13 protein-coding genes are annotated in these 14,618 nt (G+C 65.2%); 6 read left to right on the top strand and 7 right to left on the bottom strand.

Annotated elements, in window-relative coordinates; translation table 11 throughout:
- Window positions 1–13: 13 nt before the first annotated feature.
- Together ADL03_RS20380 and ADL03_RS48505 are read left to right on the top strand one after the other, a co-directional pair.
- Window positions 14–1,267, top strand: a complete 1,254-nt coding sequence (locus tag ADL03_RS20380; RefSeq protein ID WP_053735088.1) for a phenylacetate--CoA ligase family protein — start codon at window positions 14–16, stop codon at window positions 1,265–1,267.
- 448 nt (window positions 1,268–1,715) lie between these two features.
- Window positions 1,716–2,300 (top strand): replication-relaxation family protein, encoded by a 585-nt coding sequence (locus ADL03_RS48505; RefSeq protein ID WP_197288491.1) that lies wholly within the window; start codon window positions 1,716–1,718, stop codon window positions 2,298–2,300.
- Window positions 2,301–2,745: 445 nt separating this feature from the next.
- Here ADL03_RS48505 and ADL03_RS20370 read toward each other — a convergent pair whose 3' ends face one another.
- The 5 genes from ADL03_RS20370 to ADL03_RS47220 form a co-directional block, all read right to left on the bottom strand.
- Window positions 2,746–3,021 carry a hypothetical protein gene (locus tag ADL03_RS20370; protein ID WP_157528984.1) on the bottom strand — a complete coding sequence of 92 codons (276 nt, stop codon included), beginning with the start codon at window positions 3,019–3,021 and terminating at the stop codon, window positions 2,746–2,748.
- Window positions 3,022–4,189: 1,168 nt separating this feature from the next.
- Window positions 4,190–5,929 carry a thiol-activated cytolysin family protein gene (locus ADL03_RS20365; protein WP_082373304.1) on the bottom strand — a complete coding sequence of 580 codons (1,740 nt, stop codon included), beginning with the start codon at window positions 5,927–5,929 and terminating at the stop codon, window positions 4,190–4,192.
- A 66-nt stretch (window positions 5,930–5,995) separates the two neighbouring features.
- Window positions 5,996–6,808, bottom strand: a complete 813-nt coding sequence (locus tag ADL03_RS20360; RefSeq protein WP_082373303.1) for a trypsin-like serine protease — start codon at window positions 6,806–6,808, stop codon at window positions 5,996–5,998.
- Between the two features lie 75 nt (window positions 6,809–6,883).
- A complete protein-coding gene (locus ADL03_RS45585; RefSeq protein WP_082373302.1) occupies window positions 6,884–7,663 on the bottom strand; it encodes a trypsin-like serine protease in 780 nt (259 codons plus the stop codon).
- A 434-nt stretch (window positions 7,664–8,097) separates the two neighbouring features.
- A complete protein-coding gene (locus tag ADL03_RS47220) occupies window positions 8,098–8,301 on the bottom strand; it encodes a hypothetical protein (protein ID WP_197288489.1) in 204 nt (67 codons plus the stop codon).
- A 173-nt stretch (window positions 8,302–8,474) separates the two neighbouring features.
- Between ADL03_RS47220 and ADL03_RS20355 the strand changes: the two genes are divergently transcribed.
- The 3 genes from ADL03_RS20355 to ADL03_RS20345 all read left to right on the top strand — a co-directional run bounded on the left by ADL03_RS20355 (window position 8,475) and on the right by ADL03_RS20345 (window position 10,476).
- Window positions 8,475–8,921 carry a DddA-like double-stranded DNA deaminase toxin gene (locus ADL03_RS20355; RefSeq protein WP_197288488.1) on the top strand — a complete coding sequence of 149 codons (447 nt, stop codon included), beginning with the start codon at window positions 8,475–8,477 and terminating at the stop codon, window positions 8,919–8,921.
- 49 nt (window positions 8,922–8,970) lie between these two features.
- A complete protein-coding gene (locus ADL03_RS20350; RefSeq protein WP_053735083.1) occupies window positions 8,971–9,513 on the top strand; it encodes an Imm1 family immunity protein in 543 nt (180 codons plus the stop codon).
- A 612-nt stretch (window positions 9,514–10,125) separates the two neighbouring features.
- The gene (locus ADL03_RS20345; protein ID WP_053735082.1) at window positions 10,126–10,476 is read left to right on the top strand and encodes an Lsr2 family protein; all 351 of its coding nucleotides are present in this window, start codon (window positions 10,126–10,128) and stop codon (window positions 10,474–10,476) included.
- Window positions 10,477–10,981: 505 nt separating this feature from the next.
- Here the strand turns inward: ADL03_RS20345 and ADL03_RS20340 are convergent.
- Together ADL03_RS20340 and ADL03_RS20335 are read right to left on the bottom strand one after the other, a co-directional pair.
- Window positions 10,982–12,496, bottom strand: a complete 1,515-nt coding sequence (locus ADL03_RS20340) for an AarF/ABC1/UbiB kinase family protein (protein ID WP_197288487.1) — start codon at window positions 12,494–12,496, stop codon at window positions 10,982–10,984.
- Between the two features lie 83 nt (window positions 12,497–12,579).
- Window positions 12,580–12,876 (bottom strand): hypothetical protein, encoded by a 297-nt coding sequence (locus tag ADL03_RS20335; RefSeq protein WP_053735081.1) that lies wholly within the window; start codon window positions 12,874–12,876, stop codon window positions 12,580–12,582.
- A 445-nt stretch (window positions 12,877–13,321) separates the two neighbouring features.
- On the opposite strand from ADL03_RS20335, the gene ADL03_RS20330 reads away from it, so the two are divergent.
- Window positions 13,322–14,473 carry a polyprenyl synthetase family protein gene (locus ADL03_RS20330; protein WP_082373301.1) on the top strand — a complete coding sequence of 384 codons (1,152 nt, stop codon included), beginning with the start codon at window positions 13,322–13,324 and terminating at the stop codon, window positions 14,471–14,473.
- Window positions 14,474–14,618 lie beyond the last annotated feature (145 nt).

The following is a 14,618-nucleotide window of genomic DNA, read 5'->3' as shown; positions in this document are numbered from 1 at the left end:
AGAAGAGGATCAGGTGCCTGCCAAGTCCTTGCAAACGCTGGTCGACTACGCACGACGCAACTCCCCGTTCTACGCAGAGCTCTACCGCGACTTGCCTGAGACCGTCACCGATCTGCGGCAGCTCCCGGTCGTGGACCAGGAGGCGTTCTGGGCCGCGAACACGTTCCCGGACAACCGATTGCTCACCAGGCCGCTGACGAACGGGATTGTGTACAAGTCCGGCGGGACCACCGGCGCGCCGAAGTTCTCGCCCTGGGACGAGGAGGAGAACACCGACGCGGCCGTCGCGTTCGGCACCGGCTTGATCAAGGCCGGACTGCGCGCGGGCCACCGGGTGGCCAACCTGTTCGTCGCGGGTGAGCTCTACAGCGGCTTCTTGTTCACCAACGACGTGCTGGCCAAGGCATCGGTGGAGAACCTGCGACTGCCGATCGCGGGCACCGCCCCGGTCGACTTGATCGCCGCCACGATCAAGGAGTTCGACGTCAACGTCACCTGCGGCATGGCCACCACCCTGGTCAAGGTCGCCGACCTCCTCCTGGAACGCGGCGAGGCGGCCGACTCCATCGAGCTGCTCCTCTTCGCGGGCGAACCCCTCTTCGACGATGTCCGCACGGTGCTCGCCAAGGCCTTTCCGAACGCGCGCATCGGCTCCCTCGGCTACGCCGCCGTCGACGGTGGCCCTCTCGGTGCCCCGGTCGCCGGCGACGACGTGCGCGTGCACGAGTCGCTCGCCCCTTACAGCCTCATCGAACTGCTGGACGAGGACACCGGCGAGCCGATCACCACCGCGGGTGTGCCGGGCAGGCTGGTCGCCACCAACATGTCGCGCACCCTCATGCCCGTCATCCGCTATCCCGTCGGCGACCGAGCGGAATGGGTCGACCCCGAGCACCTGCGGTTCCGTCTGCTGGGCCGCTCCGAGGACTCCATCAAGGTCGGCCTCGACGTCCTGCGCCCCGGCGAGATCCGCACGGTCATCGCCCGCGCTGACCGGGATGGGGTCATCACCGGTACCCAGATGATCGCCCGCCGATGGGACGGCAAGGACGGCCTGATCCTCCGCTTGGCCGCGAACGGCGCCCCGGACGACCTGAACCAGACGATCATCGACGCGGTCTACGCCGCCAGCCCGGCCTATTCCACCGCGGTCCAGCGAGGCGTCATCCACCCCATCACGGCGGAATGGGTCCGCCCCGCCGACCTGACGACCAACCAGCGCACCGGAAAGCTGATCGACGTCGTCGACGAACGCCCCATCTCCTGACGGCAGGCGGACGACCCCTGACCGAGGTCTCGCCGCTTCGGTCAGGGGCACCGCCGCTTCGGGCTGCACAACACGTTCGGCTCTGGCTCGTAGTCGGTGGCGACGACCAGTAGCTGCTCGCGATCATGATCTTGCGAACGGTGTTCGGCTCCACGCTCTCGGCGGCGCTCGCCGGATGGGTGTAGGTCCGCCACGCCCACCGGGACAAGGTTGTCGAACCCGGCGCGACCTGGATTCCGTTGTGCATCTAGAGGATGCCGCGGCTGAAGCGCCGGTCATCCGGTTCGAGGCCTCGAACGAGTCGGTTCTGTGGGCTGGAGTCGCCCACAAGCCCGTAGTGCGGTGGAGTCCTCACACCGGCATGCCGGGGAGTACGGGTTCACCTGCCGCCGAGGATTTGAGCGGTGAACGTCCACGCGTCGCCGCCCGAACCGCATCCGATCAGGCCGTGCTGGCGTGGCGGCTGACACCGCGCGACAAGTGGATCGCCCGGATGCTCTGGGAACACAAGGTCCTCACCGCCCACCAGATCACCGCCCTGACCTTCCCCAGCTTCCGATCCGGCCGGATGCGGCTGCGCGAGCTCTACCCGTGGGGCGTCGTCGACCGCTTCCAGCCCTTCGTCACACTCGGCACCGCACCCATGCACTACGACGTCCTGGCACCCGCCGGCGCGGCCGTGCTCGCCGCCGAAGACGGCCTCGACATCAAGCAACTCGGCTACCGCCACGACCGGGTCTTCGACGTCGCCCACAGCCTGCGCCTCGCGCACACACCGTCGGCGTCAACGAGTGGCTCACCGTCCTGGTCGACCGCGCCTGCGCCCGCGACCCCAGGCCTATCGAAGATCAGGGGTCTCGCCAAGACGTCGCCCGGCACATCACCGCGACATGAGGTGGTGGCGGTCAGCGTCCACTCCGAGGGGCGGGCGGGACGGCCCGCCGGGGACCTGCGCGTTGGTGAGCGAGGTCGCTGTCCAGTTCGAGGGCTATCGGTCTTCGGGAGACCATCGACATCGTCGATCTGCTCCTGAACGTCAACGACCACACGCGACCAGATTGCGCTCGGACCGAGTTGGCCAGGTTGTGAAAGCAGCGGACCTTCAATCCTGCTCGATTGCGCGGCAGCGGAGGTCACCTCGGCCACACAGAAGGGCAGCTATTCCACGCAGCGCCTGCGCAAGCCCCTCTGACCGGCATGGCCGAACGCAGCGCGGGATGGTTCTCCATGGGGGATGAAGCGTGCTCCAGCGGAGTGCGCACTGACGGCCGGGAACATCCACTGAAGGACGTCAGGGTGGTGAAGGTTCGTGCGCAGAGTTGTTGCGTGACGCCGGGGACCGCAAGAGCATTCCTGGGGTCCCCGGCCACACTTGCACCGTTCACGCACCGATGTGAACGCGTCCATCACCACGCTCGGTGAGCGGTGCCATCCAGCGCGACGTCAGGCTCCATCTGACGGTACCGCGAAGAGTTCGATCACCCATTAATCCCAAGCCTCGCGGCGAGGAGGTCGAGGAGGCGGTCAAGATCGGAACTGCTCGAAGCAACGGTCCCGTCGACCATGATCATTATGACGTTGTTGTTGTTGTTGTCCTGGACCTGGACCTTGCAGTCGACGCTGGCGAGGCCGTTCAGGTTGACACTGGGGCAGTTGACTGTCTGGGCCGAGGCGGTGCCGGCCATGCCCAGCCCGATCAGCAGGGCGGCTGGCAGACAGGCTGCTGCGGTGAGGATACGGCGGGTACGGTTCATCACTAGCTCCATTTCCGCCCCCTGGGTGCGGTCCCGTGGCTGTCCTGCCAGGGAACTTCACCACGACCCCACAGGGGGCTTCCTTGTTGTCGTTCCAGCGGTTCCCGCCGATCCCGACCGCCCGCACGAAGCGCGTCATGGCCCGACCGGGCGACGGATCGAAGGAACCCCCTGCCGAGTGATGCGGATCACTTGCTGGAGTGATCGCGTGATCCCCACAGCAGCGTCATCGGCCATTCGGGTGAATCAGAAAGAACCATTCGCAGTATGTGAGGCCCCAGGGGTGGGGGCGCCTAGTGCGTTGGCCACTCAGGTTCGCCGGGTTGGCCAGGCCGCCTGGGATCGTGGTCGGCCCCGTCGTCGGTGGCGTTCGCTGCGGACGCGTGCTTGTTCGCGGCGTTGTGCGTCGAGGATGTCGGGGTGGCGTGCGTTGGCGTTGCGCCAGCGCAGGTGTTCCCGGAGCGTCCCGGCCAGAACGGTGTGGTCGGGGTGGTCCGAGTTGACGATGACGAAGGTGCGCAGTGGCCGAGCTGCGGCTCGATGGCATCCCCGACGGTTTGTGGAGCGCCATTAGCCATGGTCGGTGAAAATCACCCAAGCCGCGACACGTAGTCCTTGTGGTGGCAGCCGTTCCCGATCATGAGACTTGGTCGGCCCGGCCGCCACCACGCGCCCTCGGAGTCCTCACCGGTCTTGACGTCGTCGATGATGGTCTTCTCATTAGGCGCGCCCCCAAAGGTGCGCGCGGCTGAGGTTCGTGCCGACGAGGTTCGCGCCGGTTGCGCAGGATCCTGGCCCGCTAGACCCGCACGTGCACCCCGCGCCTACATCACCCGTGGTTCAACCCGACCACGCGCTGTGCCGGCCCCGGTCCGATACCAGGCGGGCCGCCTGCGTCCTGGGCGCCGCCGCGCTCTGCTCCACCAGTGGCAGCGGTCGGCGGTCTGGTGGTCGCCCGCACTCGCGCCGTGGACAATGCCCCCGACCTCTGCCGACAACGACGTCGTTGTCCGCTTCTCGCGACAAGCTGACCAACCGCCATGTTGTAGGGCGAGCGTCCCAGTCCAGGATCGTGTCGGGAACCACACCAGCGCGTACAGGGGGTGGTCCACTCCGGACGAGTGGCTGATCAGTTCTTGGCGCAGCCCATGGTTCGCTCCTGTGCTCCTCAGCCCCGCCTGACGTCGCACCACGCGTTCACGTACGCATACCTGATGGTGTCCTCCGCGTTATGGAAGGAAAGAACGACCTGCTGTTCACCCAAGCTTCGGGCACTGAGAGTGTTCAATTTGGCGATCCCTTCGTAGTTGTGCCTCTTTTCGTATGTGATCTTGTAGGATCCCCTGGCTTCCGAGTACCCGATCTGATGGATTTTCACACCGGCCGCGATGGCGGTTGGTGACAGTGTTTTGTCTTTCTGAAATGTTCCCTGCTGGCTTCCTTCTCCCGGGAAGGAGACAGTTCCGCTGATGTCTACGTTATCTATGAACTTCAGAACCTCGACGGTGAGCGCATTTTTTTCCCACACCGTACGGTTGTACTTGGCGGTCTCGCTCTGCTTGGCGATCTGGTCGGTGAAGGTCTTCAACTGGTACCCCACCACGCCGTACTTGGCCGGTTTGTTGTCCAAGCTGTCGAGGTAGCTCTTCAGGCCGTCGGCTCCCTTCAGGAGATCGCCGATGTTGCCCGGACAGCCCTTGCCGAGCGCGACGATGTCGGTCTTGGTGTGCTTGAGCAGCGCCTGGAGCTTCGTCTTCATCTCGCCGCTGATCTTCCAGCCGTCGAACGACGCCCTGATGGCCGCCTTGATGTCGGTGGTCGACCCCATCGCGGTGACCGCGAAGAAGAGGATGCGACCGTAGACGACCGCGGAAACGTAGAGTGGCGGATTGCAATCACCGACGACCTGGTCTGTCTGCAGTTGTTTCAGGTCACCTTCGGTGAACGTGTCGGCGAAGAAGTCGTTGAGGTCCGTGACGGAGGGCATGGCGGTGAAGGCGGTCTCACGGATGTACGCGACGACGGTGTTGCAGTACTTCTCCGTGGAGGCCCTGAAGTTGAGGCTTCCTTCGAACTTGAGATACTTCGCCGAAACGCCGAGCTCCAGGCAGAGCTGTTGGGCGGAGTGCCCTTCGGCGAAGTAGATGTAGAAGTCGCGGCCGCCCGGTTCCGCGTCCTTGACGGCGTCCTTGATCGCACCGAGCGTGTCGTCGTACGTAGGTTTGACCGAGGCCGTCGTCTTGTTCGTCGTCAGGCCCGACACGCCAATCTTGATCTTCTTGCGCTTGGTCTCCGATATGCCCACCGTGACGAGCTTCCCGGCGACCGCTTCCTTGCCCTGCACGATGGAACCAGGCCACAGCGTGTTGTTGGCCGCGGCGTCGAAGGTGACCAGCGCTCCCGGGGTCTTCGTCATGGTCATGGGGGTGATCGTTTTAACGTGATCACCGTCGATCTCCGTCTTGGGCGTTCCCGGTATGATCTCGTCGGGCTTCGCCGGGGCAATGGCGCCCCAACCTTTGTTATTCGCCTCCAGCGACCGGGCGAATCCCCGGAAGTCGGCTTTCTTCTGGGGGTCGCCGATGCTCAGCGCCGATGTCGCGAGAACTTCGTCGCCGCGCAGCGCCCTGACCTTGCAAAACACCCCCCAGTCGGCGGGGAAGGGCGCATAGGGCAACTCCGACGCCCGGCCGGCCTCTCCGATGACATGGGGAACGTCGGGCTCGTCCACGACGAGCAGCTGGTACCTGTCCGCCTCGGGCACCTTCCACTGGATCACGGGCACCTCATCCTCCCCTCGCGGCTGCACCCAAGCCATCCCGAGTCCGTCATGCCCGTTCCCCGAAGGCTCGGCACCCCGGTTCTCCCTGATCTGCCTCGCCGCACGCGTGTCTTGTGTGTCTGTCATCGTTTTCGCCTTTCGGAAGGTCCGTCATCGCCGTGACAACTGGGTAGCGGAATAGTGTCTGCGTTCTCAGCGTGGCGGTGCGGCGAACAGGCCGTCCTTGTTCGCCGTCCACCCGATGTTCGTGCGGTAGTCGGTGGGGTTCTTCGGGCAGGTCGACTTCCCGTCGGGGTCGGCAGGCCCGGAGAGCAACAAGCCAGCCAGGGCGAGTTCTTCCTGTTGGGTTCCCGGTTTGATGCGGCGCACCATCAAGGGGCCACCGGAGTCGCCGGCGCAGGCGTGCGCGTTGTTCGGATCGCCTTTGTGGACAGCGGCGAAGGTGTGCACGTTCACGGGATTCCACTCGTACGTCGTCACCGCCACACGAAGGATCTTCTTGGCGTAACCGCCGGGGACTTGACCCGTGCCATACATGTAGCCGCTTTTGCCGATGACGTCCTTCTTGCTGTTGGAGCGGATGGCCGGGACAGGGCTCGACCCGTCGAACGCCTTGGGCAGGTAGAGCCGTCCGAGGTCGGATGCCTGCGGGAGGGAGACGATCGTGGGGTCCGTGGCGACCTGGTTGACGCCCTTACCGGGGATGTCGCGATAGACGGTGTAGGTGGCCTTGGTGCCGTGACTCAGGCAGTGGGCAGCGGTCGCCACGGTTCGGGACGTGGTCAGCACGCCGCTGCAGATCGCCTTCGGCTGGGAAGGCCGGGTAATGAGGATGGAGACGTACCAGGGAGCCTTGTCCGGTGTTCCCGTCTTGTAGTCACCCGTGAAGGCTGCCGCTGATGGCGGCAGCCCGATCGTGGCGCACAGTGCTACCGCGTACAAGGCGACAGGCGCGCCTGCCCGGTGCCGACGTAGTCGGCCGGCTGTCTTGCCGAACGTTCGCATCGCTGGCCTTCCTGCAGTAAAGAAGGAAATGTGGAAGTGCGCGCTTCTTCACGAAGTGGAAGAGCGGCGTGCGGCTCAGGACTGAGGGGTGGCTGCCACGAAGAGGTCGTTGAACTTGGCAGTCCACGCCACGACGGTGGTTGTTCCCGTGGGCTGAAGCGGACACGTCCCGGCACCGGTGATGATTAGACCCGCCAGGACCAGTTCCCGGCCTCCGCCGGTCTTGTCCCTCCAGATCATCAACGGTCCGCCGGAATCGCCCGGGCACGCGTGTTGAGGCGGTGTGGTGTGATTGGCGGCAATTTTCGCGCGGACCGGTGTCTTCAACTCCGCGGTGGTGACCGGGAGCCGGTTGATCGACGTCGCAGGTCCGCTTGGGGTGAGACCCGTGCCATACAAGTATCCCGACTTGCCGGTAACCTTGGTCTTGATCGGAGAGCGTTCCGACGTGGCGGCCGTGGCGTTGTCGAATCCCTTGGGTAGGAACAGCCGGCCAAGGTCGCTTTCTGTGGAGGGCGAGATGATCGTCGGCTTGGTTGCAGCCTGGGACGGCGTGGTGCCGACCGTGCCGCGGTACACGGTGAACACCGTGCCCGAACCCACGCCCTCGCCGCCACCAGTCAGGCAATGGGCTGCGGTGGCTACGGTGGTTGCCGTGGTGAGTACACCGCTGCAACTCCAGGAAGCACCCTTTGTCGGCTTGCCGTGGACGGAGACGTACCAAGGTGCCTGCACGGCTGTTTGCGGCTCATAGCCGCCGGTGAACGCCGCTGCTGGGGCTGCACACCACATCATCGTCACACCTGTGACCATGGCCGCAGCCGTCAGCGATCGACGTCGGAGTCTCTTCGCCATGGGTTTCTTCCTCTGGTCGCCCCTTTAAGCGCTGTCCTGAATCGAACAGGATGATCGACTGCGCTACTGGCCACTACATCGTCACGCGGAAACTCTTCGCGTTCCAGTGGACGATTGCTGTTCGCGGCGTCGCCTCGGCGCTGCCGGTCGCGCTACCTCCCTCGTCGCGTCCGCTTCGAGCACGCGACGTTTCTCATACTGGTGCCGTGGGCGGCTGACGCAATACCGGCACCGCCGATCCGCACGAACGAGTGTCCCGGGCGACACGTTAGGCGCGCCGGTGGCAGCGTGGTAGAGCACCGGTTGTCACGGAGAACCCCGTTCGATGCACACGGCCACGTCGGACTTGCCGGTTGGGGAGAACGGCCCCCTGCACGGTACAGAATTGGCCGAATCCAACCACTGCTCAGTTGCGTGCCGCGGCAGGCGATCGTTCAACTCATCTCGGTGCCGTTGAGATAGTAGATTTTCACGATGACCTTCCCATGCTTGTATTCCTCGATCACTGCTTTCGTCCGGTTGTCTGGCATGACCTGGAAATGCTGACCGGCCGATCCAGGAACACGCTGCACGACGATCCTGCGGGCCGCCCTTGACCATGCAGCCGTATGCATCGTGCTGCGGGCGTGTGTGGCCACAACACCAGGCTGGGCGGCATCGTCCGCCGGTGGTCAGACTGTCGCGGTGTACTCCGCGTCCGACGCCAGGCTCGTCAGGCGATTCCCAAGGACGCCGCGAGCTGCCCGCGAACCGAGACTGTCGGTGCTGCGCGCCGCGATCCCGGCCGGTGTTCGGGAAGGCAGCCAGGGTGATGTCCGGATTCGGCGAAGTAGCGGCAGGTCTGGACAATGTTGAGAGCAAGGCCGAGCAGGTCAAGGCGATGCTGCACGAGGCCGAGGAACTGGCCGGCGACGCCGCCCCGGAGAAGTCATGGGCTGAGCAGCAGCGCGAGAAGCTGCCCTCGTACATCACCAGGGACATCTACGTGGACGAGGACGGCAACACCGAACTCGTCCAGAGCGGTCAGGAACCAGATGGCGAGCACATCGCCCTCGGAACACACCTTCGTGCGCAGGGATACCCCGAAGGCCGATACGGGCGGGTAACCGCGAGCGAGCACGTCGAGACCAAGGTCGCGTGGCGACAGCGCAATGCCCGCGTCGCACACGTCGAGGTGGTCGTCAACAGCGTGATGTGCAGGGACAATATTCGTGCCCGGAGGTCATTCCCGACGTCCTGCTACCAGGGCAAACGCTGACCATGCACGATCCCGTAGGGTCGGAGACATTCACCGGGAGGAGCCAGCCGTGAACGCGGTTGACATGTATTACTCCACCGTCAGCAACCCTTGCGGCCGGACGCCCGTCACGGTGCAGACGGAGTCCGAGATGCTGCGCGCACTGCACGAAATCCTGACCAACCGGCAGCCGCAGCCGACGGTGATGTACGCGAAAGACCGCCCGACCATAGGGCGGCGCAACCGACCTGATCATCAGATCAAATTCGACGTCGACGCCGAGTCGGGGATCGGGGCACTCCACGCGGCCGGAATGCCGAACTTCATCCCGCCGCGTGCACGGCACGGCAAACGCGAAGATGCAGAAGAGCAGGCTTCGGACGAGATGCGCGACTGGGCGTCGAAGGCCGACATCATCGCGGTAGACGACGACGGCACCCTCATGGTCTGCGAGGTGAAGAGGCCGCTCTACATCGACTTCGACACGCGGACGGAGTTCCCCGCGGACGCGGTGCTCCCGCTGGACAAGGTACGCGAGGCGCTGCTGGAGTTCATGGCGACGGAGCAGCGTCCAACCTGCGTGGCCTGGCAAGACTCCGAAATCATCGTTTGACTGCATCGACATACTGCGTCTTACGGTGTCGCGGTTCTGGCGGCACGGCTTCACGTTCCATTTCTTCCTTGCCCAGGTGATTGGACTGCGTCGACCGTCCGCCAGCCGAACTACTGGTTCGGTGAGGCGCGCGGAGCGCCGGTCGAAGTCGCATCGCAGACGACGGCAGTCGGCAGCAATCCGCTGGCCCTGTCATCGCGGCCGGTGAAGAAGTACACGTGAACGCGATTGAAGCGAGTGAGTACAGGCGATCCAGGTCTTCCACTGCTTCGCGTAAGTGACGTGCAGCCCGCCGTCGCCGGGCGCGAGCGCGCCCGGCGGTTGTCTCGCTGTGCGAGTCTCGAACAAAACTGCGAGCACAGAAGACTGCGGTGCCAAAAGGAAACTTCTGCGCCAGGCGCGGAAGTGATCGGGGAGAGTGCATCTAGCTGCGCTGCGCAAAGCTGCTGTGATGTCAGTATCCATCGGCAGAACACGGACTGCAGCGGCCGGTAGCGGCATCGGTAAGTCCCGCCGCCTCTGTGTTGTTGCACCGGAACGCCATACGATCTTGCTAAAGTCATCACTAAGTCATCACTCGAACCCGAAACCGCATAGCAAACGGAGCAACTCGTGGCACAGAAGGTTTTTGTTCAGCTCATCGACGACCTCGACGGCACCGCATCCGCAGATGTCGAAGCCGTCAGCTTCGGTCTCGACGGCGTCGCCTACGACATCGATCTCAATCCGGACAACGCGTCGCGACTGCGGGACTGCCTCGCGGACTTCGTCGCCAGTGCGCGGCGCACCAAAGCTCGCCCGAAGAAGGCAGGCGCCATCACACGCACCGTGGTAGCCGAGTCCCGTAGCAAAGAACAGACTCAGGCAATCCGTGCGTGGGCCCGCTCCAACGGCCACGAGCTCTCCGACCGCGGTCGCATCCCCACGCATGTCATCGAGGAGTTCGAGAAGGCCCATCGGTGACGCTGTCACCCGCTGGCGCAACGCGAACGCGGCAGGTCGTGTCCACCGACTACCTACCCAGGGATGCGGTCGAGTCTGGCGGCTTCATCCCCACCATCACGTTCCGTGAGCGTCGTGACCGAGCAGGCCGACGTCTTGGACCTGCGCGCCGCTATCGAGGTCGCCGCCGTCCTATGACCGCACGCCGGCGTGCGGTCATAGGACGGCGGCGCTGGCGCTGGCCGAATTGCACGCGGACTTCGACGACTAAGAGCACCTCGTCCCCAGGCGCGGTGCGGGTGAGCGCGAAAGCGCTCACGACAGACGCAAAGGCAATTACACCTGAGAAACCGGTGCCTCCCATCGCGCCGCCGCCATAGCCCGTTCTTGAAGCAGATCCACGAAAGCCCCGCTGGCCTGCGAGCGGCACGTCCACCGACCTATCACGATCTTGGCGACAGCTCCAGCGTGAATGCGGCGTCGAGGAAGCCTGCCGGTGATATGCGCGACCAGAGCGCCTTTCGTGTCATCGACCGGTCGATCTGAGCGCCTGGGGTCGCTGCCGCCAAAGGTAGGCGGCCAGTGCCGCACCAAGGAGTATTCGCCGCTTTCTGGCGGCGGGTGAAAGGCGGCCAAGCTGGGTGACGCGGAGCTGGAGTCGGCCGCTGCTGAGGTCGCGAAGAACGTTCTGCATCTGTACGAGTGCCGTGCCGGCACCCGAAACGAGTTCCAATGTCGTGCGGGCGAGCTGTGGTTCGGAGACGGTGTCCTCGATCAGGTCGAGCATGATTTCGGGCAGCTGGGTGCGGAAGGTGTCGGTGATGCTGAGTTCCGGGGCCAGGTACCGGATGGAACCTTCGACGTTGGCGAAGGACTTGCCGAGCACCGCGACGGCGGGGTTGGTGCGGATTCGCCGCTTGGTGGCGCTCTTGAGGACGGCGGTGAGCGTGACGCCGAAGTTCAGGTCTTGCAGTGACGCGCTTGCCACATGCGGGACGAGTGCTTCCATGTCGTTCTGGAAGGCCGGGATGTCGGCGCCGTCGGTGGCGCGGCCCAGGTCGGTCCACGCTTGGGCGAGTCCCTGCCCGTCGTTCATGGCGACGTTGATCAGGACGAGCAGAAGAGCCTGGCTGGTGCGGCGGTCGATTCGCCCGACCATGCCCCAGTCGATGAGTGAGGCTTTCTCACCGGGGTGGACGAAGATGTTGCCAGGGTGCGGGTCGGCGTGGAACACCTTGGTGGTGAAGTAGCTGCGGTACATGTAGGCGAGCAGGTCCCGGCCGATGGCGAGCCGCTCGGCAGTCGGGAACTCCGCCGGGTCGGCGTCGCGGATCGACCTGCCCGGCGCCCGGCTCTGGATCATCACCCGCGGGGTGGCCAGTAGCACCTCGGGCACGTCGAGGTGTTTGAACCCGGCGACATCGGCGCGCCCCCGGTCCATCTGCCGCGCTTCCAGGGTGAAGTCGAGTTCCGAGCGCATGGCGTCGAACAGCAGGCCCAGCATGGCTTCAATGTCGATGACCTCAGCGAAGCTGGAGGACGCCTTGGTCACCAGCTTCGCGGCCCGGCGCAGTAGCGCCATGTCCTGGGTGACCAGCGGAACGATGCCGGGGCGTTGCACTTTGACCACGACCGGCCGCCCGTCGAGCTCGGTGGCCGCGTAGACCTGTGCCAGGGATGCCGCGCCCAGGGGCTGACTAGTGTCGAACGTGCGGAATCGGCGCCGCCACCGGTGTCCCATCTCGGCGGCCAGCACCGGCTCGAATCGGGAGAACGGCTGCACCGACACGGTGTCGTGCAGGGTCCGGAACTCGGCGATCATCTCCTCGGAGACGAAATCCGGCCGAGTCGAAAGCATTTGGCCGACCTTGATGTAGAACGGTCCGAGCCGTTCGAAGGCCAGCCTGACTTCGCGGGCCCGGCGCTGAGCCCGGCTCAGGTCGCCCGCGGCGCTGTGGCCGAAGCGGCCGCCGTGGTGCAGTTCGGAGTGCACCACGGGGCCCAGCGCGGCCAGCAGGGCGCGCAGACGGTGTTCGCGCACAGTCGTTGCTCTCCTCGCTCCTCGCTCGAGACGGGCAGATGTGGGATGGCGACCGGGGCCTGCGCGCCCACATCGGTACGGGGTCAGGGCTTCGCCGGCTCGCCGTCCTCCGAACCGCGGTGGGCGTGTCCTTGGTCGATGGCCAGCTGATCGACCTTGGCACTCAGCTCAGCCAATGCGGCCTGCAGGGACGAGAAATCCACCTCTGGCACATCGTCGTCGCCTTCGTCGGTGTCCAACGCCCGGCGGACGGTGGATCGCAGGTCTCGCTCGACGTCGTGGGCACGGTCGAGCAGATCGTCGACCATGTTCTTGCTCTCGTCGACGATGTTGCCGAGGAACTTGATGATTCCCTGACGCTGCCGGGTGTCTCGAGCCATGGTTGTCCTCCGTTGCTGCCGTAGGGGCGCCGCTCAGGTGAGACAAATTTTCCGAGGATGGGATCAAAATTCTATGCAGATGATCGACGACCTTGGATAGTGTCTCGGATCGAGACCACCCCAGTCGCGCAAGGCGCACCTGAAATGGCGCAAGATCGTCCATCTTTCGATTACGGTGAGCTATCTTCGCGCTCGGCTCGCATAATTGGGAATCTATCGAATGTGACTTTCGACTGAGATTCGCCCGATCGGACCTATGCGCCGGCTGCACCTCGTCGGCTACCGTAGATAACCGGACCTGGCGTCGGGTGAAAATTGGTCCGCAGTCACATATTAATCAGTGCTGTTTCATGGCACACCTATCGCCGTTCAGCGAGAGTGGAATTGTGCGGGGCGTGCGTGATCACAGTCGATCATCCCGAATCGTATTCGCGTTCGCGCGCGGATGAACTATGCGATCGGCGTTTCGGTGCACGCAGACCGCGCACACCGGGAGCACGGAAGATACGAGAATCGGGCGGCTTTCGCGGGTGACCGCTTATCGCGGCCTATTCGAGTGGAAGGTCTGGTGACACCCCCGTTGACGCAGCGATCGGAGCACACCTTGGGTTGGGCGCGCGACCTCGTGGATCCCGCGTTGCGGAAAGCCGTGGAACGGTTGCCCGTACCGATGGCGAAAGCCGTCGGTTACCAGTTCGGCTGGGTTGACAAGCAGGGCCGTCCGGTGAGCGGGTCGACTGGCAAGGGTTTGCGCCAGGCGCTGGTCCTGCTCTCGGCCGAGGCGGTCGGTGGCCGTGCGGAGTCGGCGGTGCACGCCGCTGCCGCGGTGGAGCTGGTGCACAACTTCTCGCTGGCGCACGACGACATCATCGACGAGGACGAAACACGGCGGCACCGGCCGACGGCGTGGGCGGCCTTCGGGGTGCCGGCGGCCACTCTCGCCGGCGACGCGATGCTGGCGCTGGCGTTCGACGCGCTGGTGTCCGTCGCCTCGCCTCGCACCCTGCCGGTTGCCCGGATGCTCGCGGGAGCGTTGCTCGCGCTGGTACGCGGGCAAAGTGACGACGTCGAGTTCGAGTCACGGCTGCGGGTCGGACAGGAGGAGTACGTGCGGATGGCGGCCGGAAAGACTGCCGCGTTGTTCAGCAGTGCGTGCGCGATGGGCGCCACGCTCGGCGGGGCACCCGCAGGCGTCGTGGGCCACCTGCGGCAGTTTGGTCACCATCTCGGGCTGGCCTTCCAGCTGATCGACGACTTCCTCGGCATCTGGGGTGACCCGGCCGTGACGGGCAAGCCCGCTCGCTCGGACCTGCGGTCGCGGAAGAAGACGTTCCCGGTGATTCTCGCGCTGGACTCGGCGTCGGCGGAGGGCCGGGCGTTCGCTGCGCTGTACCGCCGGGCCGAGCCCCTGAACGAAGAGCACCTGGAGACCGCGGCCGCGCTGATCGAACAGGCCGGCGCCCGGGACCGCACGCAGGCCGAGGCCCGCCGACACCTCGATCAAGCGCTGGAATACCTGCACGCAGCCGACCCGGCGCCGGGGCCCGCCGGCGAGCTGACGGCTCTCGCGAACCTGGTGACCGCCCGTGAACACTGAGTCGGCCATCGCGACGGACTCCGGCACGCACGCGCTGAAAGCACTGCAAGCCTGGGCTGCCGTCCTGGTGATCCCGCCGGGACGAAGCTGCGAGGTGATGGCGGTCTGTCGGTTCTGCGTTCGCTGAACCTGCGGGCCGCGCAGG

Source organism: Nocardia sp. NRRL S-836, assembly GCF_001279525.1.
GTDB lineage: Bacteria > Actinomycetota > Actinomycetes > Mycobacteriales > Pseudonocardiaceae > Lentzea.
This window is presented reverse-complemented; position numbering and strand designations above follow the sequence as displayed.